Origin of the sequence: Comamonas fluminis (assembly GCF_019186805.1) — a bacterium.
Classification (GTDB): domain Bacteria; phylum Pseudomonadota; class Gammaproteobacteria; order Burkholderiales; family Burkholderiaceae_C; genus Comamonas; species Comamonas fluminis.
The window spans coordinates 284,356-303,719 of sequence record NZ_CP066783.1; the positions used below are offsets into that span (position 1 = coordinate 284,356).

Annotated in this window: 20 protein-coding genes; 14 read left to right on the forward strand and 6 right to left on the reverse strand. The window is 59.8% G+C overall.

Going from position 1 to position 19,364, the window contains the following annotated elements; genetic code table 11:
- Positions 1-685 precede the first annotated feature (685 nt).
- The 4 genes from wecB to JDW18_RS01635 are packed head-to-tail and all read left to right on the forward strand — an operon-like array spanning position 686 to position 6,795.
- Complete coding sequence (gene wecB, locus JDW18_RS01620) at positions 686-1,807, forward strand: non-hydrolyzing UDP-N-acetylglucosamine 2-epimerase (protein WP_218242037.1); 1,122 nt, start codon at positions 686-688, stop codon at positions 1,805-1,807.
- A 2-nt stretch (positions 1,808-1,809) separates the two neighbouring features.
- Complete coding sequence (locus tag JDW18_RS01625; protein WP_218242038.1) at positions 1,810-3,930, forward strand: glycosyl transferase family protein; 2,121 nt, start codon at positions 1,810-1,812, stop codon at positions 3,928-3,930.
- The gene (locus JDW18_RS01630; protein ID WP_218242039.1) at positions 3,927-5,969 is read left to right on the forward strand and encodes an NfrA family protein; all 2,043 of its coding nucleotides are present in this window, start codon (positions 3,927-3,929) and stop codon (positions 5,967-5,969) included. The genes JDW18_RS01625 and JDW18_RS01630 overlap by 4 nt, the downstream gene beginning before the upstream one ends.
- A 13-nt stretch (positions 5,970-5,982) precedes the next feature.
- On the forward strand, positions 5,983-6,795 hold the full coding sequence (locus tag JDW18_RS01635; protein WP_246610214.1) for an alpha-amylase family protein: 813 nt from the start codon (positions 5,983-5,985) through the stop codon (positions 6,793-6,795).
- Positions 6,796-6,921: 126 nt separating this feature from the next.
- Here the strand turns inward: JDW18_RS01635 and lipA are convergent, their stop codons facing one another.
- The 3 genes from lipA to JDW18_RS01650 are packed head-to-tail and all read right to left on the reverse strand — an operon-like array spanning position 6,922 to position 8,964.
- Complete coding sequence (lipA, locus tag JDW18_RS01640) at positions 6,922-7,902, reverse strand: lipoyl synthase (protein WP_218242040.1); 981 nt, start codon at positions 7,900-7,902, stop codon at positions 6,922-6,924.
- 10 nt (positions 7,903-7,912) lie between these two features.
- Positions 7,913-8,605 (reverse strand): lipoyl(octanoyl) transferase LipB, encoded by a 693-nt coding sequence (lipB, locus tag JDW18_RS01645; protein ID WP_218243742.1) that lies wholly within the window; start codon positions 8,603-8,605, stop codon positions 7,913-7,915.
- A 47-nt stretch (positions 8,606-8,652) separates the two neighbouring features.
- Positions 8,653-8,964, reverse strand: a complete 312-nt coding sequence (locus tag JDW18_RS01650; RefSeq protein ID WP_218242041.1) for a YbeD family protein — start codon at positions 8,962-8,964, stop codon at positions 8,653-8,655.
- Positions 8,965-9,355: 391 nt separating this feature from the next.
- Here JDW18_RS01650 and JDW18_RS01655 point away from each other — a divergent pair, with 391 nt between their 5' ends.
- The 9 genes from JDW18_RS01655 (at position 9,356) to JDW18_RS01695 (ending at position 16,554) form a co-directional block, all read left to right on the forward strand.
- A complete protein-coding gene (locus JDW18_RS01655) occupies positions 9,356-9,820 on the forward strand; it encodes an ATP synthase subunit I (RefSeq protein WP_218242042.1) in 465 nt (154 codons plus the stop codon).
- A 14-nt stretch (positions 9,821-9,834) separates the two neighbouring features.
- A complete protein-coding gene (gene atpB / locus JDW18_RS01660; RefSeq protein ID WP_218242043.1) occupies positions 9,835-10,698 on the forward strand; it encodes a F0F1 ATP synthase subunit A in 864 nt (287 codons plus the stop codon).
- A gap of 45 nt (positions 10,699-10,743) precedes the next feature.
- Positions 10,744-10,995 carry a F0F1 ATP synthase subunit C gene (atpE, locus tag JDW18_RS01665; protein ID WP_003059376.1) on the forward strand — a complete coding sequence of 84 codons (252 nt, stop codon included), beginning with the start codon at positions 10,744-10,746 and terminating at the stop codon, positions 10,993-10,995.
- 35 nt (positions 10,996-11,030) lie between these two features.
- Positions 11,031-11,501, forward strand: a complete 471-nt coding sequence (locus JDW18_RS01670; protein ID WP_218242044.1) for a F0F1 ATP synthase subunit B — start codon at positions 11,031-11,033, stop codon at positions 11,499-11,501.
- Positions 11,502-11,513: 12 nt separating this feature from the next.
- Positions 11,514-12,053, forward strand: a complete 540-nt coding sequence (locus JDW18_RS01675) for a F0F1 ATP synthase subunit delta (RefSeq protein WP_218242045.1) — start codon at positions 11,514-11,516, stop codon at positions 12,051-12,053.
- A gap of 45 nt (positions 12,054-12,098) precedes the next feature.
- Entirely contained in the window at positions 12,099-13,658 is a 1,560-nt protein-coding gene (gene atpA / locus JDW18_RS01680) for a F0F1 ATP synthase subunit alpha (RefSeq protein ID WP_218242046.1), read from the forward strand.
- 18 nt (positions 13,659-13,676) lie between these two features.
- Complete coding sequence (gene atpG, locus JDW18_RS01685) at positions 13,677-14,543, forward strand: F0F1 ATP synthase subunit gamma (protein ID WP_218242047.1); 867 nt, start codon at positions 13,677-13,679, stop codon at positions 14,541-14,543.
- A gap of 34 nt (positions 14,544-14,577) precedes the next feature.
- Entirely contained in the window at positions 14,578-15,987 is a 1,410-nt protein-coding gene (gene atpD / locus JDW18_RS01690) for a F0F1 ATP synthase subunit beta (RefSeq protein WP_218242048.1), read from the forward strand.
- Between the two features lie 150 nt (positions 15,988-16,137).
- The gene (locus tag JDW18_RS01695; protein WP_218242049.1) at positions 16,138-16,554 is read left to right on the forward strand and encodes a F0F1 ATP synthase subunit epsilon; all 417 of its coding nucleotides are present in this window, start codon (positions 16,138-16,140) and stop codon (positions 16,552-16,554) included.
- Between the two features lie 177 nt (positions 16,555-16,731).
- Here JDW18_RS01695 and JDW18_RS01700 read toward each other — a convergent pair whose 3' ends face one another.
- Positions 16,732-17,001 carry a YqhG/Tai3 family protein gene (locus JDW18_RS01700; protein ID WP_218242050.1) on the reverse strand — a complete coding sequence of 90 codons (270 nt, stop codon included), beginning with the start codon at positions 16,999-17,001 and terminating at the stop codon, positions 16,732-16,734.
- Positions 17,002-17,159: 158 nt separating this feature from the next.
- Here JDW18_RS01700 and JDW18_RS01705 point away from each other — a divergent pair, with 158 nt between their 5' ends.
- Positions 17,160-17,822: a DUF1294 domain-containing protein gene (locus JDW18_RS01705; protein ID WP_218242051.1), complete on the forward strand. Its 663-nt coding sequence runs from the start codon at positions 17,160-17,162 to the stop codon at positions 17,820-17,822.
- 69 nt (positions 17,823-17,891) lie between these two features.
- Here the strand turns inward: JDW18_RS01705 and JDW18_RS01710 are convergent, their stop codons facing one another.
- Both JDW18_RS01710 and JDW18_RS01715 read right to left on the reverse strand, forming a co-directional pair.
- The gene (locus tag JDW18_RS01710; protein ID WP_218242052.1) at positions 17,892-18,434 is read right to left on the reverse strand and encodes a TPM domain-containing protein; all 543 of its coding nucleotides are present in this window, start codon (positions 18,432-18,434) and stop codon (positions 17,892-17,894) included.
- Position 18,435: 1 nt separating this feature from the next.
- Positions 18,436-19,317 carry a TPM domain-containing protein gene (locus tag JDW18_RS01715; protein ID WP_425514764.1) on the reverse strand — a complete coding sequence of 294 codons (882 nt, stop codon included), beginning with the start codon at positions 19,315-19,317 and terminating at the stop codon, positions 18,436-18,438.
- Positions 19,318-19,364 lie beyond the last annotated feature (47 nt).

Genomic DNA, 19,364 nt, shown 5'->3' on the forward strand with positions numbered 1-19,364 from the left:
ATCAGCATTGTTTGCAATGTTGTGACGGCTGGCGTTGCAGCCCGGCGACATGAAACTGAAGAACAGCCTGAATCTTTTTGCGGGAATCAATTGATATTGATTCTCATTTAATGCTAAGATTCATTCCAGCTTGCAACGCTGAACTCTGGTGGGATCCATGCGCTGCAAGCTTCAGTTTCATCGTGGGGCGACTCGTCAGGCCTGTTCTGCCTGCAGTCGTTTTTGCCAGCCAGCGGTTTGCCGGTTAGCCAGGCATTTTTTGCGATCGAAGCTGTTTTGTATAGATTTAATAGCATCCCGCGCAAGACCACACTCATATTCCAAGCGATTTGGCCCTGAGGCCACCAGAAATAAGCGATTAAAGCTCCTAATTCAGGAGCTTTTTTGTTTCTGGAGACCCTGTTTTTAGGGCGTTTGTCCAGCAGACTGAAGCCGGGTAGGGGTATGCCTGTTACATCCACGAAACCAAGGGTTTTCCCCTAAATTCAGAAATGTCTGAAGAGAGTGTGCGCAAACTTGCGTGTGATGCGCGCCGCCTTAACTCTCAGGCAAGAGCCTTTTGGGGTTGTCAGCAGCCACATTTCGACTGCCCCATTTCACACGCATGCTGATGTGCTGCTGGCGGTGGTTGCCAGGGCACTTGTTGCGCACAAGCCGAGCTTGCACTGCGCATTGAGAGACACGCATGAAGACTCTTTCTGTGATTGGCACCCGTCCTGAAGCCATCAAGATGGCCCCGGTCGTGCGACTGCTTGCCGCTACTCCTGGTGTGGAATCCGTGGTGGCTGTCAGTGGGCAGCACCGCAGCATGCTGGAGCAGGTGCTGAACCTGTTTCATATCCAGCCTGAATACGACTTGTCCGTCATGGCGCAGGGGCAGTCGCTGAACAGCCTGTCTGCCCGCATTCTGCAGGGCATGGATGAGCTGCTGGAAAAAGTGCAGCCCGACCAGGTGCTGGTGCATGGCGACACCACCACGGCCATGGCTGCGGCCATGGCAGCATTTCACCGTCATATTCCCGTGGTGCATGTGGAGGCGGGACTGCGCACCGGCTCCTTGACCGAACCCTGGCCCGAGGAAATGAACCGCCGGGTGATCGACGTCATGGCGGATCTGCTGCTGGCACCTACCGAAAAGGCCAAGGCCAATCTGCTGGCGGAAAACCTGCAAGGCCGCATCCATGTGGTGGGCAACACCGTGATTGACGCGCTTCAGTGGGTGGCCCAGCGCCTGGAAAAAGATGCTGCGCTGCAAGAGCGCGTGGATGCGGGATTGCCCCGCATTGCCGAAGGTAAGCGCATGGTGCTGCTGACCAGCCACCGCCGCGAAAACCATGGCGATGGCCTGGCCCATATCTGCGATGCCGTGACCGAGCTGGTGGCCGGTGGCGAGGTGGAAGTGGTCTACCCCGTGCACCTGAACCCGCTGGTCAAGGATGTGGTGCAGCAGCGCCTGGGCCATGTGGCGGGCGTGCACCTGATTGCACCGCAGGACTACGTGGGCTTTGTGCGCCTCATGCAGCGCGCTTTCTTTGTGCTGACCGACTCGGGCGGCGTGCAGGAAGAAGCGCCCGCGCTGGGCAAGCCTGTGCTGCTGCTGCGCGATGTGACTGAGCGCCCGTCCGTGGTCGAAGCCGGTGTGGTGAAGCTGGTCGGCACGGACAGGCAGCGCATTGTTTCTGCTGCCAACGCCTTGCTGCATGACAGCGCTGCCTATCAGCGCATGACGCAGGCCGCCCACCCCTACGGCCATGGTGATGCCAGCGAGCAGATCGTGAAAATTCTTCTGGCTGCAAAGGCGGTTTGATCATGGAGATGCTGTCTGATTTTTTCAGTGCCAATTACCGCTTTCTGGAAGCGGCCACGGCCTTTGTTGCCGTGGTGGTGCTGATTTCCTGTATTGATGACCTGTTCATTGATGTGCGCTACTGGGTGCGCGAGATCTGGCGTAAGTTCAAGGTCTGGCCCCACCACAAGGCGCTGACGCCCGAGCAGTTGCGCACCGAGCCTGAAAAACCCATCGCCATCATGGTGCCTGCGTGGCAGGAGCACGACGTGATCGCCTCCATGATCGAGAACATGGTGGCCACACTGGAATACCGTGAATTCATGGTCTTTGTGGGCACCTACCCCAACGACCAGCGCACGATTGACGAGGTGGAGCGCATGCGCCGCCGCTATAAGCAGCTGGTGCGCGTGCCCGTGCCCCATGATGGCCCCACCTGCAAGGCAGACTGCCTGAACTGGATCGTGCAAAGCATCGAACAGACGGGCAAGACGCGCGGCATTGAATTTGCCGGCATGGTGCTGCATGACAGCGAGGATGTGCTGCACCCGCTGGAGCTGAAATACTTCAACTACCTGCTGCCACGCATCGACTTCATTCAGTTGCCCGTCACATCGCTGGAGCGCAACTGGAATGAATGGGTGGCGGGCGTCTATATGGACGAGTTTGCCGAATGGCATGCCAAGGATCTGGTCGTGCGCGAAAGCATGAGCGGCATGGTGCCGTCTGCGGGCGTGGGCACCTGTTTCTCGCGCCGCGCCATGCTGGCGCTGGCTGCCGAGACGCATAACCAGCCTTTCAACCCCAGCACGCTGACCGAAGACTACGACGTGGGCACACGTCTGGCACGCATGGGTATGCGCCAGATTTTTGGCAAATTCCCGGTGACCTATCGCGTCAAACGCAAGGGCTGGACGGGCAAGGAAAAGCAGCTGGACATCACCATGCCGCTGGGCGTGCGTGAGTTCTTTCCCAACACCTTCCGCACAGCCTATCGCCAGAAAGCGCGCTGGACGCTGGGCATTGGCCTGCAAGGCTGGGAACAAGTGGGCTGGAAGGGCAATGCTGCCGTCAAATACCTGCTGTTTCGCGACCGCAAGGGCCTGATTACCTCGTTCGTGGCCATTGCGGGCTACCTGATCTTCTTCAACTACATGATGCTGGCGCTGTTTGGCGCGCTGGGCTGGTGGACGAACAACCTGCCCCCCATCCAGTCGCTGCAGCACTGGGTGCAGGTCGTGATTGCGCTGAACTTTGTCGGCCTGCTGATTCGCGCCGTGCAGCGAGCCTATTTTGTGGGCCGTATCTATGGCGGCATGCATGCCGTGCTGTCCATCCCGCGCATGGTGGTGGGCAACTTCATCAACGCCGCAGCCGCAGGCCGCGCCTGGAAGCAGTACCTGAGCAACAAGTTCTTTGGCACCAAGCTGGTCTGGGACAAAACCATGCACGACTTTCCTTCGGCGGAGCAGCTGACGGAGCAAAAACAGCGTCTGGGCGATTTGCTCAAGACCTGGCACGCCATTGATGACACACAGCTGCAAACTGCGCTGCAGGTGCAGGCTGAAACCGGCGGCTCGCCACTGGGCAGCGTGCTGCTGGGCAGAGGGTGGGTCAAGGAAGAGATGCTGGCCGAAGCGCTGGCCTACCAGTCAGACCTGCCGCGCCTGCACCTGGCGGATGGTGAAGATCGTGTGGATCTGAGCCTGCTGCCCGCGCAGGACATGATTCGCTGGCGTGTGCTGCCACTGGCCAGCAGCAATGCCGAGGCCGTGCATGTGGCCGTGGCCTCGGCTCTGCCTGCCCGCGCGCAGGAGGTGTTCGAGATTCGTCTGCGCCGCCCGGTTCGCCAGTTTGTGGTGTGCGAGAGTGAAATCACGGCTGGCCTGCGTCAGCTCAGCGGCGTGGAAAGTGATGCGCATGCTGCATCGCAATTGCTGGGGGACAGCCTTGTCTATCAAGGCTATCTGCAGCGTGATGATCTGGAAAAGGTACTTGCCTCCTATGACGTTGCGCGGGATGGCCGTTTGGGTGGCTATCTGGTGCGCAAGGGGCTGGTGACGGCTGAGAATGTGCAGAAAGCCTTGCTGCGGCAGCAGAAGGCCTGGTTGCAGCAGGCGAATGCTTCGGAGGTGCTGGCATGAAACACCTCTCGGAAATGCGCATGCGTGCGCTGCCGTTCGCGGTGGCCCTGATGTGCGTGGCGGGCAGTGCCATGGCAGAGCCCGCATTGACCGGCACCGCCTGGAAGCATGCAGACCAAGCTTACAAAGCCTATGCCAAAGGCCAATTTGCGCAGGCGCTCAAGCAGGCGCAAGCCGCACGCCGACTGCGCCCGGATGTGGCGCGACTGGCTGACCTGGAGGCCAAGGCACAGGGTGCCTTGAATGCTGCGACGGCAGCGCAGGCTGAGCAGGGTCAGGCGCAGCGCGCTCAGGAACTGGCGCAGCAGGCCTATGCCAGGGCGCAGCAACCAGAGCAGGCCAAAGCGGCGGTTCTGGATATTCAGCAGGCATTGCAGATCAACCCGCAGCCGCTGCCCTGGCATGTGCTGCTTGCACGGCTGCTGCTGCAGGATCAGCGCTGGGGCGAGGTTGTAGTCGCCGCCGATGCGGGGCTGCAAGTTCACGGCAACGAGGTGGCCTTGCTGCAGGCCAAGGCCTATGCCTTGCAGCAGCTAGGCCAGACAGAGCAGGCCTTGCAGGTATTGAGTCAGGCATTGGCACAGGCGCAAGGCCTCAGTGCCGCTGATCGCGCCAGTGTGTCGCTTCAGGGTGTGGATACCGCACTGCTGGCGGGCGCACCGGCGCAGGGTGAGCAAACCCGCGCATGGCTGCAGCAGTGGCAGAACTTGCCCGCCAGCGATGCAGCTGCTCGTCAGCCCTTGCTGCAAGGCATGGCCTTGTCTGCACTGAAAATGCCAGTGCCTGATTTGGCCTGTAACGGCGATGAAGTATGCGTGGCGCGCTACGCTTTTGATATTGAATCGGGGCTGGCCAATGCCGCCTATGCCGCAGCGCAAGCCAAGCAATGGGCACAGGTGCAGCTACTGGCCGAAACGCTGCTGAAGCTGCAGCCCGCCAAGGGCGCCTATTGGCAGCTGCTGATTGCAGCGCAGCAAGGGTTGGGGCAGGGCGAAGCGGCACGCAGCAGCGCGCAGCGGGCTTTGCTGGCACTGCAAGGGCAGGAATCCGGTCTTGCACCTGTGCAACTGGCGCAGCTGGCCCACACCGCGGGTGACAAGCAGGCCGAAGCGCAGTTCTACAGCGCAGCCGAGCAGGCACGAAGCATTCCGCCCCAGCAGCTGGAAGATGCCGCCTATGCCGCTGAGCATGTGGGCGATGCACCGGCAGCAGTGCGCCGCCATGTCGCCGCGCTGGACAGTGCGGACGCAGGGCAGATTGAGCTGACTGACAAGCAGCGCCAGGACCTGCGCCTGGCCGTGGGTGATCTGGACCGCGAATGGGGCAGCTCTGCAGGCCTGTTCAGCAGCCGAGGCAGCACCTTGCCCGGCGGGCAGAGCAGTGCCAGCGGCTACCGCAGTGTGCAGACCGTGGGTGAGGTGTACTGGCGCCCGCAGGCCCTGCGTGGCGACGGCACCTTTGTGGACTTGTATGGCCGCTACATGGGCAATTTGCGCGCCGCGCCGCAGGATGCCAGGGGCGCAGAGTCCTCCCAGCTGGCGCTGGGCGTGCGTGCCAAGCCTTTTGGCGATCACAACTTCATCGTGGCCGCAGAGCGCTGGGTCAAGCTGGGTGACGCGAGCCGTGATGACTGGCTGCTGCGCGCAGCGTATTCATACACCAAGGATATGTATGGCCCGGTCAACCGCGATCGCTGGATGACGGGCGACCTGTATCTGGAGGCCGGGCGTTATCTGCATGCGCGCGAGAACTACGCCACGGGCGAGTTGCGCTATGGCCCGCAGTGGCGGCTCAAGGGCTCGGACACGGGCGACTGGGGACTGTGGGGCTATGGCGTGGCGGCTGCGGAATACAACAGCAGCTATCGCCGCACATCGGCCAGCAGCGCGGGGGTGGGCGTGAGCCTGCGCCGCTGGCTGCGCGAAGGCCGCACGCATGCGGGCCGTTCCTGGGTAGATTTCACGCTGCAGTATCGTGTGCATCTGGGCGGCGATGACAGGGCCAGCGGACTGGTGGCTCGCGCTTCCTGGTTCTATTGAAGGAGCTGCGCCTTTGCCCAACCGTCGTGAACTGCTGTCTGCTGCGCTGATGCTGCCTGCTATGGCTTGGTCGCAGCCTCACCAGCGCCTGAATCTTCGCGTTCCGGGCATGGTCTGGCAGCCCGACAACGCCACGGCGCGGCCCGAAGGTGAATGGCAGCGACTGGGCATTGATACGCTGCTGATTCAATGGCTGGCCACCGATAACGGCTCAGGCCATGTCTGGAATGTGCCTGCGCTGGAGCAACTGCGCGGCCAGCCCTGGGCGCAGAACATCATTGCGGGCCTGGTGGGTGATGGTGATGAGCCACGGGCGCGCAGCCGCGTGCAGGAGCTTGCGCGCGCCTCGCAACTGCTGGCGCAGCAGCCCCTGCCGTTCGAGCCAGCGGGCTGGTATTTCCCTGTGGAATCCGACCCCAGCTGGGCCGAGGTGCATCGTCTGGCCGAAAGCCTGCGCGACCTGCCGCGCCCGCTATGGGTCAGCGTGTATGACAACAGCAATATCGGCCCCGATGCGCTGGTGCGCTGGCTGCAGCAATGGCTGCCTGATGATGTGGGCGTGTTCTTTCAGGACGGTGTGGGCCTGCACACCCGGGATGCCGCCACGGCTGCGCAGTACACGCTGGCGCTGGCCGATGCACTGGGCTGGCAGCGCGTGAAACTGATTGCCGAGGCTTTCCGGCCTGACGGTTCAGGCAGTTTTCGCAGCGCCACGGCGCAGGAGCTGCGTTCCCAGCTATCGTTTTATGCAGGCTGGCCGGTGCTGCTGTTTGATGGGCCGCACTATCTGCCGCCGGCACTGGTCAATGAGCTGGCGCCTCTTTAGCGTCACGCAGTCTTAGGCGTTGCTATTGAATGAATAGCTGCAGGCGCTTTTGAAATAAACGCTTGGGGCCAATAAGGCAATAAAAAAGCAGCCGCAAAGGCTGCTTTTTTTGTGCTGTCAGTGCACTCACACGCCAGCGGCGTGGGCCTGCTGGTCAGCGTGGTAGCTGGAACGCACCATGGCGCCCACAGCGGCGTGGGTGAAGCCCATTTTGTAGGCTTCTTCCTCGAACATCTTGAAGGTGTCGGGGTGCACATAGCGGCGCACGGGCAGGTGGCTGTTGGTAGGGGCCAGATACTGGCCAATGGTCAGCATATCGATGTTGTGGGCGCGCATATCGCGCATCACCTGCAGGATTTCCTCGTCTGTCTCGCCCAGGCCCACCATGATGCCGCTCTTGGTGGGCACATTGGGGTGCAGTTCCTTGAACTTCTTGAGCAGGTTCAGGCTGAACTGGTAGTCCGAGCCGGGGCGCGCTTCCTTGTACAGGCGGGGCGCAGTTTCCAGGTTGTGGTTCATCACATCGGGCGGGGCCGATTTGAGGATTTCCAGCGCACGGTCATCACGGCCACGGAAGTCGGGCACCAGAATTTCGATCTGTGTCTGGGGCGAGAGTTCGCGGATGTTCTTGATGCATTCCACGAAGTGGCCCGAGCCGCCGTCGCGCAGGTCGTCGCGGTCCACGCTGGTAATCACCACGTACTTGAGCTTGAGCTGGGCAATCGTCTTGGCCAGGTTCAGCGGCTCATCCACATCCAGTGGGTCAGGGCGGCCATGGCCCACGTCGCAGAACGGGCAGCGGCGCGTGCACTTGTCGCCCATGATCATGAAGGTGGCTGTGCCCTTACCAAAGCATTCGCCGATATTGGGGCAGCTGGCTTCTTCGCAGACGGTGTGCAGCTTGTTCTCGCGCAGGATGTCCTTGATTTCATAGAAGCGCGTGGTGGGGCTGCCCGCCTTGACGCGAATCCACTCTGGCTTCTTGAGCACTTCGGCCTGCTCGACCTTCACGGGGATGCGCGAGAGCTTGGCCGCAGCTTTTTGCTTGGCCAGCGGGTTGTAATCGGCTTGGGATTGCGCTTCGCGCACGACTTCATTGGTGCTCATGATCTTGCCTTCAGGGAGTCAGGCGCGCTTTCAACTGGCGACCCAGTATGTGCGCGGCTTCGTCCCAGGTTGTCTGTACGCCGATTGTAGAAAGGTCCACCGTCCTCAGTCCTGCGTATCCGCAAGGATTGATTCGACCGTAGGGTTCCAAATCCATGTTTACATTGAGTGCGACGCCGTGGTAGGTGCTGTGACGGCTCACTTTGATGCCCAGGGCTGCAATTTTGCCCAGCCCCTCGAAATGCGGCTCGGGCGCAGGGCTGCCGGGTTCGCGGTGCTGGGGGCGCTGCTCCAGCATGGCGTGGCTGCGCGGGTCATCCAGGCGCACATAAATGCCGGGCGCACCCGCCACACGGTGGCCGGTGACGCCAAAGTGCTCCAGCGTGCGGATCACTGCATCTTCCAGCCGGTACACATATTCCTTGACGAAGTAGCCCATGCGCTGCAAATCCAGCAGCGGATAGGCCACGACTTGGCCGGGGCCGTGATACGTCACCTGCCCACCGCGATTGGTTGCCACCACGGGAATATCGCCTGGGTGCAACAAATGATCGCTTTTGCCAGCCAGTCCCTGTGTGAAATGGGGTGAGTGCTCACAAATCCATAGTTCATCGCGCGTGCTTGCGTCGCGGGTGCGCGTGAACTCCTGCATGGCTGTGACAGTGGCTTCATAGCCGGTGCGGCCCAGAATTCGCAAATCCATGGGCTCGGGCGGTGTGAAAGGCTCTGTGGAGCTGGCTTGCGCCTGGCTCACAGCACCACCTTGACCAGGGGGTGAGCGGTCAGGGCGCGATAGGTGTCATCCAGCTGCTCGCGGCTGGTGGCCGTGATGGTGATGGTCACGCCCAGATATTTACCGCCCGAGCTGGGGCGCAGCTCAATGGTGCTGGCGTCAAAGCTGGGGTCGAATTTTTCGGCAATCTTCGTGATCTCGTGCACCAGATGATCGTCTTTGATGCCCATGACCTTGATCGGAAACAGGCTCGGGTACTCGATCAGCGAATCCTTGCGCGGATCTTCGGGCTGCTCGGTGGCGGGAGTGGTGTTATTGACGTCGCTCATGTTGTGGTTCCCGTTCAGGCTGAATATGGCGCCCTGTGCAGCAGGGCTAAGTTGCAAAGATTGTGCGCCACGGCTGCTGGGCGCGTGCACGTGGGCCTAATTGCGAGGGCGGGCCTTCAATGTCCCCTGAATGTGGCGGGCAATTCAGGGCAATCAAGTATTTCAGCTGAGGCACACTTGCGCCCGCTCCAAGGTACTGACCCGTAAGTGTTGGCTCTCGACGACAGGCTGCTGCCAACATCAAAGACCTTTTGCGCATGACGGTATCAACCCCTATCGAACGTCGGGGGTTTTTACTTATAATCAGAGGCTTTGTAAAAAAGTCTTGTCCGGTTTACTAGATAAGTGCTGAGTCTTACTGGTCAGTGGCGCGAAAGAAAACATGCAGAAAATGCCCGCTGATTTTCAGGATGAGGACGAAGTCGAAGACTTCAAGCCCCTCACGGCTCAGGAAGCTACAGCCTGGCGCTCACGGTTTCCGCAAGTCTCGGTCTGGCGCATTGTTGCGGTCCAGACTGTGGTGGGGATTGTGGTTGCAGCACTGGCCTGGCTGGTAACAGGACGTGCGGCGGTGGGTTGGTCGGCAGGCTATGGAGCTTTGTCGGTGGTGCTGCCAGCGGCTTTGTTTGCAAGAGGTGTGGTTCGTCAGCGGCCGGGAGGTGCCGGGGCGGCCATGGCAGGAATTTTCGGTTGGGAACTGGTAAAGCTGGTGCTGTGCATCGCCATGTTGGCTGCTGCGCCCAAGCTGGTTCCTGATCTGAGCTGGCTGGCTCTGCTGGTTGGCTTGATTGTTGTAATGAAAACGTATTGGGTTGCGCTGCTGGTGCGATCCGGTGTCCGAAAAACTGAAGCTTAAGAAGAGAGTTGACGATGGCCGCTGATGCGAACGCCCCAACTGCAAGTGAATACATCGTTCACCACTTGCAACACCTGCAAAACATCAAGCAGAAGTCCGTCATTGATTTCTCAGTTGTGAACTACGACTCGATCGCCGTGGCAGCCATCCTTGGCCTGCTGGGCATCTTCGTGCTCTGGCTGGCCGCTCGCAAGGCCACTTCCGGTGTTCCTGGTCGCTTCCAGGCCGCCGTGGAAATGCTGGTCGAAATGGTGGACAACCAGGCCAAGGCCAATATTCACAACGCTCAGTCCCGCAAGTTCATCGCTCCTCTGGCGCTGACCGTGTTTGTCTGGATTTTCCTGATGAACGCCATGGACATGCTGCCCGTGGACCTGCTGCCCGTGCTGTGGCAAGGCGCTACTGCTGACCATCACGCCTATCTGCGTGTTGTGCCTACCGCCGATCTGTCCACGACTCTGGGCCTGTCCTTCGCCGTTCTGGTTCTGTGCCTGTGGTACAGCGTCAAGATCAAGGGCCTGGGCGGCTGGGGCCACGAACTGGTGACCGCTCCCTTCGGCACCTCCAAGAATCCTGTCTTCGCCCTGATCCTGGGCGTGGTCAATCTGCTGATGCAGATCATTGAATACGTTGCCAAGACGGTTTCGCACGGTATGCGACTGTTCGGCAACATGTACGCTGGTGAGTTGGTGTTCATGCTGATCGCTCTGATGGGCGGCGCAGCGGCTATGTCGCTCTCTGGTGTGTTGCTCCCTGTGGGGCACATCATTGCAGGCACGATCTGGGCAATCTTCCACATTTTGGTGATTACCCTGCAAGCCTTCATTTTCATGATGCTGACGCTGATTTATCTCGGCCAGGCACATGAAGCTCACTGACCTTTCCCTTTCAACTTTACTTTCCCTTAATCCCTAGGAGTCATCATGGAAAACGTTCTCGGTCTCGTCGCTCTGGCTTGCGGTCTGATTGTTGGTCTGGGCGCTATCGGCGCTTCGATCGGTATCGCTCTGATGGGCGGCAAGTTCCTGGAATCTTCGGCACGTCAGCCTGAGCTGATCAACGAACTGCAAACCAAGATGTTCATCTTGGCTGGTCTGATCGACGCCGCCTTCCTGATCGGTGTGGCTATTGCCCTGCTGTTTGCTTTCGCCAACCCCTTCCAACTGGTGGCCTAAGCTCCGATCAACGCCCTAAATAGAAAGGTGTTGCCGTGAGTATCAACGCGACCCTGTTCGTTCAGGCCATTGTTTTCCTGATCCTGGTGCTGTTCACGATGAAGTTCGTGTGGCCCCCGATTGCGAAGGCACTGGATGAGCGAGCCCAGAAAATCGCCGATGGCCTCGCTGCTGCCGACAAGGCCAAGACCGAATTGACCGCTGTAAACAAGCGTGTCGAGCAGGAATTGTCCCAGACGCGCAACGAAACAGCTTCGCGGCTTGCGGACGCCGATCGCCGCGCCCAGGCCATCATCGAAGAGGCCAAGGCCCGTGCGACAGAAGAAGGCAACAAGATTGTTGCCGCTGCCCGCGCCGAAGCTGAGCAGCAAGCCATTGCTGCCCGTGAAGCCCTGCGTGAGCAAGTGGCTGCACTGGCTGTCAAGGGTGCCGAGCAAATCCTCCGCAAGGAAGTGAACGCCGGTGTCCACGCTGATCTGCTGAACCGCCTGAAGACAGAGCTGTAAGGAAAAGCAAAAATGGCAGAACTCGCCACCATTGCCCGCCCTTACGCCGAAGCACTGTTCAAAGCCTGCGCCGACAAGGGCGCAGATTTGAGCGGCACTGTCGCTTGGGTGGAGGAATTGGCGGCGATTGCCGCCAATCCGCAATTGCGCCAACTGGCTGACAACCCCAATGTGAGCAGCACGCAAGTGTTTGATCTCATTACGGGTGTGGCCAAGTCGGCATTGCCCGATTCCGCACGCAACTTTCTGCGTGTGATTCTCGATAACGGCCGTCTGGACGCGCTGCCCGAAGCGGCAGCTCAGTTCCGCAGCCTCGTGAACAGCAAGAGCGGCTCTTCGGATGCCGTGGTGTTCAGCGCTTTCCCCATTGCGGATGCAGCGCTGGCCGAGCTGGGCGCTTCGCTGGAAAAGCGCTTTGGCCGCAAGCTGAACCTCACTGTGAAGCAGGATGACTCGCTGATCGGTGGTGTTCGCGTCGTGGTGGGCGACGAGGTGCTGGACACCTCCGTCAAGTCCCGTCTGGAACAAATGAAAGCGGCCCTCACCGCGTAATGCGCGCTTGAGGTCTCGGCTAACACAAGAAAGAAGGAAAGAGTCATGCAACTCAATCCCGCAGAAATTTCTGAACTGATCAAGAGCCGCATCGAAGGGCTGGCTGCTAGCACCGACGTCCGTAACGAAGGCACCGTGGTTTCCGTGACCGACGGTATCGTGCGCGTGCACGGCCTGTCCGACGTGATGGCCGGCGAAATGCTGGAATTCCCCGCAGATGCCGATGGTCAGCCCACCTATGGTCTGGCTCTGAACCTGGAGCGTGACTCCGTGGGCGCCGTTATTCTGGGCGGCTACGAGCACATCGCTGAAGGCAACACCGTCAAGTGCACCGGCCGTATTCTGGAAGTCCCCGTGGGCCCAGAACTGGTTGGTCGCGTGGTGAACGCCCTGGGTCAGCCTATCGACGGCAAGGGCCCCATCAACGCCAAGCTGACAGACGTGATCGAAAAGGTCGCTCCTGGTGTGATTGCACGTCAATCCGTGGATCAGCCTCTGCAGACCGGTATCAAGTCCATCGACTCCATGGTTCCCGTGGGCCGTGGTCAGCGTGAACTGATCATTGGTGACCGTCAGACCGGCAAGACTGCCGTGGCTATTGACGCCATCATCAACCAAAAGGGTCAAGGCGTTACCTGCGTGTACGTGGCGATTGGTCAGAAGGCTTCTTCGATCAAGAACGTGGTGCGCGCTCTGGAACAAGCTGGCGCGATGGAATACACCATCGTTGTGGCTGCTACCGCCTCCGAATCCGCTGCCATGCAGTACGTGTCGGCCTACTCTGGCTGCACGATGGGCGAATACTTCCGCGACCGCGGCGAAGACGCTCTGATCGTTTATGACGATCTGTCCAAGCAAGCTGTGGCTTACCGTCAGGTTTCCCTGCTGCTGCGTCGCCCACCAGGACGTGAAGCCTTCCCTGGCGACGTGTTCTATCTCCACTCGCGTCTGCTGGAGCGTGCTGCTCGCGTGAACGCCGATTACGTGGAAGCCTTCACCAAGGGTGAAGTCAAGGGCAAGACCGGTTCCCTGACAGCTCTGCCTATCATCGAAACACAAGCTGGCGACGTGTCCGCTTTCGTTCCTACGAACGTGATTTCGATTACTGACGGCCAGATCTTCCTGGAAACCAGCCTGTTCAACGCTGGTGTGCGTCCCGCTATCAACGCTGGTATCTCCGTGTCCCGCGTGGGTGGTTCCGCTCAGACCAAGGTTGTGAAGGGCCTGTCCGGCGGTATCCGTACCGACCTGGCTCAGTACCGTGAACTGGCCGCCTTCGCGCAGTTCGCTTCCGACCTGGACGATGCAACCCGCAAGCAGCTGGACCGCGGCGCCCGCGTGACCGAACTGCTCAAGCAAGCTCAGTACTCTCCTCTGTCGACCGCTCTGATGGCCTCTTCGCTGTTCGCAGTGAACAAGGGCTACATGGACGACATCGAAGTCAAGCAAGTGCTGCCTTTCGAAGCTGGTCTGCACCAGTTCCTGAAGACCAGCCACGGTGCTCTGCTGGATCGTCTGAACGAAAAGCGTGCTTTCGACAAGGAAGGCAAGGACGAAGCTGAACTGACTGCAGCCATTACTGCATTCAAGAAGTCCTTCGCTTAATCGTAGCGAGGAGTCATCATGGCAGCAGGTAAGGAAATACGCGGCAAGATCAAATCGGTGGAAAACACCAAGAAGATCACCAAAGCCATGGAAATGGTGGCTGCATCCAAAATGCGCAAGGCGCAGGACCGGATGCTGGCTGCTCGTCCATACAGCGAAAAAATCCGCAACATTGCAGCCCATCTTGGCGAAGCCAACCCCGAATATGTGCACTCGTTCATGCAAGTGAACGATGCCAAGAAGGTCGGCGTCATCGTGGTGACGACCGACAAGGGTTTGTGCGGCGGCATGAACACCAACGTGTTGCGTGTCGTCACCAACAAGTTGCGTGAACTGCAGGATGCGGGTGTTGCGGCAGAGGCAGTGGCCATTGGCGGCAAGGGACTGGGTTTCCTGAACCGTGTCGGTGCCAAGGTGGTTTCCCATGCTACAGGCCTGGGCGACACCCCACACCTCGACAAGCTCATCGGGCCTGTCAAGGTGCTGCTGGACCAATATGCTGAAGGCAAGCTGAGCGCGGTGTACCTCTCGTACACCAAGTTCATCAACACCATGAAGCAGGAATCGGTGGTGGAGCAACTGCTCCCCCTGTCGTCCGACAAAATGCAAGCCGAGAAGACGGGTGCATCGTGGGAATACATCTACGAACCTGACGCTCAAAGCGTCATCGACGAACTGCTGGTTCGTTACGTAGAGTCCCTCGTGTACCAGGCGGTGGCGGAAAACATGGCGTCCGAACAATCGGCGCGCATGGTGGCCATGAAGGCCGCAACCGACAACGCCGGCAACGTCATCAGCGAGTTGAAGCTGGTCTACAACAAGACGCGTCAGGCAGCGATTACGACCGAGTTGTCGGAAATCGTGGCAGGCGCCGCCGCTGTGTAAACGGCTTTAACAGACAAACAGATTGGAGCAAAGAATGGCTCAAGTACAAGGCAAGATTGTTCAATGTATCGGCGCCGTGGTGGACGTGGAGTTCGCTCACGGCCAGGTGCCCAAGGTCTACGATGCCCTGAAGCTCGAAGGCTCGGCCCTGACTCTGGAAGTTCAGCAACAGCTGGGCGACGGCGTGGTGCGTACCATTGCCCTGGGTTCGTCCGACGGTTTGAAGCGTGGCCTGATGGTCACCAACACTGGCAACCCCATCACCGTGCCCGTGGGTCCCGCGACCCTGGGCCGTATCATGGACGTGCTGGGCAACCCTATCGACGAACGCGGTCCTGTGGACCAGTCGCTGATGGCTGCCATCCACCGCAAGGCTCCTGCATACGACGAACTGTCGCCTTCGCAGGAACTGCTGGAAACCGGCATCAAGGTGATCGACCTGATCTCTCCTTTCGCCAAGGGCGGTAAGGTGGGTCTGTTCGGTGGCGCCGGTGTGGGCAAGACCGTGAACATGATGGAACTCATCAACAACATCGCCAAGGGCCACGGTGGTCTGTCGGTGTTTGCTGGTGTGGGCGAGCGTACCCGTGAAGGTAACGACTTCTATCACGAAATGTCTGATGCAGGCGTTGTGAACCAAGCCAACCTGGGCGAGTCCAAGGTTGCCATGGTTTACGGTCAGATGAACGAGCCCCCAGGAAACCGTCTGCGCGTTGCGCTGACCGGCCTGACCATGGCTGAGTCGTTCCGTGACGAAGGCAAGGACGTGCTGTTCTTCGTGGACAACATCTACCGCTACACACTGGCCGGTACCGAAGTGTCCGCTCTGCTGGGCCGTATGCCTTCCGCCGTGGGTTATCAGCCTACTCTGGCTGAAGAAATGGGTAAGCTGCAAGAGCGTATTACCTCCACCAAGGTTGGCTCGATCACTTCCATCCAGGCCGTTTACGTGCCTGCCGATGACTTGACCGACCCCTCTCCTGCAACCACCTTTGCTCACTTGGACTCCACTGTTGTGTTGTCTCGTGACATCGCTTCGCTGGGTATCTACCCCGCTGTGGACCCTCTGGACTCCACCAGCCGTCAGCTGGACCCCCAGGTTGTGGGTGAAGAGCACTACTCCGTGGCTCGCCAAGTGCAGAACACGCTGCAGCGCTACAAGGAACTGCGTGACATCATCGCGATTCTGGGCATGGACGAACTGGCTCCTGAAGACAAGCAGACAGTGTCCCGCGCTCGTAAGATTCAGCGTTTCCTGTCGCAGCCTTTCCACGTGGCTGAAGTGTTTACCGGCGCTCCTGGCAAGTACGTTCCTCTGGCTGAAACCATCCGTGGTTTCAAGATGATCGTGAACGGCGAAGCCGACCACCTGCCCGAACAGGCTTTCTACATGGTTGGTACCATCGACGAAGCCTTCGAGAAGGCCAAAAAACTGGCCGCCTAATCGGCTCGCACCCCCTGAGCGACTGCGTCGCTTCCCCCTCTCTTTCAGGAGGGGGACGACACCTTCGCTGCGGGGCGGCCCTTGCTCGGTGTCACTGGGTTGGGCTGTGTGAGTTTTTAGGACCGGTTTTAACCTTTTCAAGGAGCAAAGATGAACACCATTCACGTTGATGTGGTCAGTGCCGAAGAGTCCATCTTCTCTGGTGAAGCGCGCTTTGTCGCCTTGCCTGGTGAAGCGGGCGAGCTGGGCATTTATCCCCGCCACACACCGCTGATCACCCGCATCAAGCCGGGTTCGGTGCGCATCGAAATGCCTGATGGCAGCGAAGAGTTCGTCTTCGTGGCCGGTGGCATTTTGGAAGTGCAACCCAACTGCGTGACTGTGCTGTCCGACACCGCCATCCGTGGCAAGGATCTGGACGAGCAGAAGGCCAACGAGGCCAAGAAGGCAGCCGAAGAAGCTTTGAAGAACGCCAAGGGCGAACTGGACATTGCTCGCGCTCAGTCCGAGCTGGCCGTCATGGCCGCTCAGATTGCTGCTCTGCGCAAGTTCCGCCAGAAGCGTTAATCATTTCGGGCGCCGGCGGGCGTCTCGACATGAAAAAAAGCCACCCGAGCGATCAGGTGGCTTTTTTATTTTTGCTCACAATATAAGAGCGCGCTGCGCAGATAAGAAAAGGGCTTGAGTGCCAAAAACACTCAAGCCCTTTTGCAGATGGACGCTGCGGTAGCGTCTATCTGGCTATTACTGGTTGCAGGCGGCCTGATAGCCGTAGGTCACCGAGTTGTCCTTGGGGTCCACATGGCGGGACTTGCGGATCACGGCCTTGCTGGGGTCATCGCACATGGCGCGGATCTGGGCTTCGCACTTCTTGGGATCATCGATCTTGAGCTTGCAGCTCAGTGCATAGTCGAATTCCTCAGGCGTTTCGGCGCCCCTGGGGCTGATGGTGGAGCAAGCGCTCAGGGCCAGGGCCGAGCTGATGATGGCAAGAGAGAGCAGAGATTTCTTCATGCTTTAGTGCTTTCTTAGGAAAATACGGCTGCCCTGACGCTAACACAGTCATGTGCAATAGCGCAGATGCTTCTGTGCAGGACAAACATGCATTTTGCCGCTCACAGCGGCGGCACGCAGCGATTTCAACGCTCAATTTTTGGGAAGACGCAGGGAATATGCGATATCAGGGAAGTCTGCTGCAGTGGAACGATGAGCGAGGCTTTGGCTGGATTGCGCCAGACAGCGGTGGCGAGAAGATTTTTGTGCACATCAGCGCGTTCACGCCGCGCCCCTCTGCAGAGCAGCGTCCCAGGGATGGCCTGCGAGTGGAGTTCGGCGTGGGCATGGACAAAGGCAAGAAGCGCGCAGAGCAGGTGGCATGGCGCCTGCCAGCGGCTCGCAGCCCTCAGGCGAGGCCTTCTGCGCAGCCCCAGCGTCGCACGGCATCGGTGAGTGGATCGCAGTCTGCGCGCCAGGACGGTGGCTGGCATGCCTCCAGCCGCTTCAGCTATGGCTCTTTGTTGATCTGGGTGGCGGTGATGCTGGCCTGCATCTCGAAATGGGCTATTGCGGGCTGGATTGTGATCGCGTATCTGGTGCTGAGCGTTGTGACCTTTATGGTCTATTGGCAGGACAAGTGGGCGGCCCAAAAAGGCCATTGGCGCACCCCTGAGAAGACTTTGCAGCTGCTTGCGCTGGCTGGCGGCTGGCCGGGTGCCGTGCTGGCCCAGCAATGGCTGCGCCACAAATCCAGCAAGACCAGCTTTCAGCTGCAATTCTGGTTCATGGTCTTGCTCAATGTGGCTGGCATTCTCTGGTTTTTGTACGGGCGCTATTGAGTAATCTGAAGCCATTTTGGCCTCAAGTCCTTACAGATAAAGCGCTTCAAGCGATTGAATCAAGAGCAATTATTGCTTGCGACCGGGCAGGTGGTGCTGCACCACGGGCGCGTCGGGCAGGTTGGTGTCATCAGATGCGGAGCCTGTCTTTCGCGGAAAGTGGTGCGTCAGTTGCTGGCTCACGCGCTCCAGCGCGGTAACCAGGCCCACGCTGAAATGGCCGCTTTGAAAGGCGGATTGCATATCGCTGATCAGCGTCTGCCATTGCTCGGCACTCATGGTACGGTCCAGCGCACGGTCGGCCACGATTTCGATGGCGTGGTCGGCCAGCAGCAGATAGATGAGGGCGCCGTTGTTGTGCTCGGTATCCCAGACGCGCAGCTTGCCAAACAGCGTGATTGCACGCTGGCGCGCACTGGCATCGCGCCAGATGTAGCTGAAGGGCAGGCCTGCTTCCACACAGATGCGCACCTGGCCGGTGTGGCCCAGTTCGCTTTTGGCGATCAGCGTTTCAAGTTCTTTGAGGGTGGCCGGGGGCAGGGCCTTGCGCAGATGCATTTCGGCCCAGCGGTGACGCACCAGACGTGCAAAGCGTTGAAAAACATTGCGCATATCACCAATCCCCCGAGGCGCCGCCACCACCAAAGCTGCCGCCCCCACCGGAGCTGAATCCGCCTCCGCCGCCAAAGTCTCCGCTGCTGCCGCTACCGCTGCTCCAGCCCCCACCGCCGCCAGTGCTGATATAGGGGCCGCCACCGCCTCCTCCCCCCCCGGAAATATTGGACAGCAGGGTGAACAGCAGGCCCACAAGGGCGGCAAGGCCCGCCGCGATAAGGCTGGCGGTGAAGACATAGACACCGAAACCGACCACGCCCGCCACGACCAGCGAGCCGATGAAACGCCCGAAGATCGCACGGGCCATGGCCATGCCTACGGGAATGCCAAAAAACAGCAGCGGCAGCAGAAAGTCCAGATGGTCTGTCCACGATTGGCTGGCGCGCTGGGGTTGCTGCGTGGGGGCGGGCAGCTTTTCGCCGTGAATCAGCAGACCCATCTGGTCAATGGCGGCAGACAGGCCGCCTGCATAGTCATCAGCGCGAAAGCGTGGCTTCATGGCGCCGTCGATGATGCGCGCGGCCATGATGTCGGGAATGGCGCCTTCGAGCTTGCGCGCCACTTCAATGCGCATGCGTCTGTCATTCTTGGCGACGACGATCAGCGTGCCGTCGCCAATTTCCTTGCGGCCCAGCTTCCAGCTGCTGGCCACGCGCCAGGCGTAGGAGGCAATGTCCTCGGGCGCAGTGCTGGGCACCATCAGCACCACGACCTGCGCGCCAGTCTCGTCTTCCAGCTTTTTGAGCTGGGCGGTGAGCGACTGCACATCGCTGCTGCTGAGCGTGCCGCTTTGGTCAATGACGCGGCCCGTGAGCACGGGAACGGGCGCAACCGGAGCCTGTGCCATGGCTGCAGAGATGCCGAGCAGAGGCAGCAGCATGGCAAGCATCAGCCTGCACAGCCAAGAATTCAAGGAGATCAAACCTG

Bases quoted from the DNA above. Each gene is read 5' to 3' on its own strand.
- JDW18_RS01705 (WP_218242051.1), top strand. From the start codon at position 17,160: ATGCGATATCAGGGAAGTCTGCTGCAGTGGAACGATGAGCGAGGCTTT.
- JDW18_RS01695 (WP_218242049.1), top strand. From the start codon at position 16,138: ATGAACACCATTCACGTTGATGTGGTCAGTGCCGAAGAGTCCATCTTC.
- atpE (WP_003059376.1), top strand. From the start codon at position 10,744: ATGGAAAACGTTCTCGGTCTCGTCGCTCTGGCTTGCGGTCTGATTGTT.
- JDW18_RS01655 (WP_218242042.1), top strand. From the start codon at position 9,356: ATGCCCGCTGATTTTCAGGATGAGGACGAAGTCGAAGACTTCAAGCCC.
- JDW18_RS01710 (WP_218242052.1), bottom strand. From the start codon at position 18,434: ATGCGCAATGTTTTTCAACGCTTTGCACGTCTGGTGCGTCACCGCTGG.
- JDW18_RS01625 (WP_218242038.1), top strand. From the start codon at position 1,810: ATGGAGATGCTGTCTGATTTTTTCAGTGCCAATTACCGCTTTCTGGAA.
- atpG (WP_218242047.1), top strand. From the start codon at position 13,677: ATGGCAGCAGGTAAGGAAATACGCGGCAAGATCAAATCGGTGGAAAAC.
- atpB (WP_218242043.1), top strand. From the start codon at position 9,835: ATGGCCGCTGATGCGAACGCCCCAACTGCAAGTGAATACATCGTTCAC.
- JDW18_RS01675 (WP_218242045.1), top strand. From the start codon at position 11,514: ATGGCAGAACTCGCCACCATTGCCCGCCCTTACGCCGAAGCACTGTTC.
- JDW18_RS01700 (WP_218242050.1), bottom strand. From the start codon at position 17,001: ATGAAGAAATCTCTGCTCTCTCTTGCCATCATCAGCTCGGCCCTGGCC.
- JDW18_RS01650 (WP_218242041.1), bottom strand. From the start codon at position 8,964: ATGAGCGACGTCAATAACACCACTCCCGCCACCGAGCAGCCCGAAGAT.
- JDW18_RS01715 (WP_425514764.1), bottom strand. From the start codon at position 19,317: ATGCTGCTGCCTCTGCTCGGCATCTCTGCAGCCATGGCACAGGCTCCG.
- lipA (WP_218242040.1), bottom strand. From the start codon at position 7,902: ATGAGCACCAATGAAGTCGTGCGCGAAGCGCAATCCCAAGCCGATTAC.
- JDW18_RS01630 (WP_218242039.1), top strand. From the start codon at position 3,927: ATGAAACACCTCTCGGAAATGCGCATGCGTGCGCTGCCGTTCGCGGTG.
- atpA (WP_218242046.1), top strand. From the start codon at position 12,099: ATGCAACTCAATCCCGCAGAAATTTCTGAACTGATCAAGAGCCGCATC.
- wecB (WP_218242037.1), top strand. From the start codon at position 686: ATGAAGACTCTTTCTGTGATTGGCACCCGTCCTGAAGCCATCAAGATG.
- lipB (WP_218243742.1), bottom strand. From the start codon at position 8,605: ATGGATTTGCGAATTCTGGGCCGCACCGGCTATGAAGCCACTGTCACA.
- atpD (WP_218242048.1), top strand. From the start codon at position 14,578: ATGGCTCAAGTACAAGGCAAGATTGTTCAATGTATCGGCGCCGTGGTG.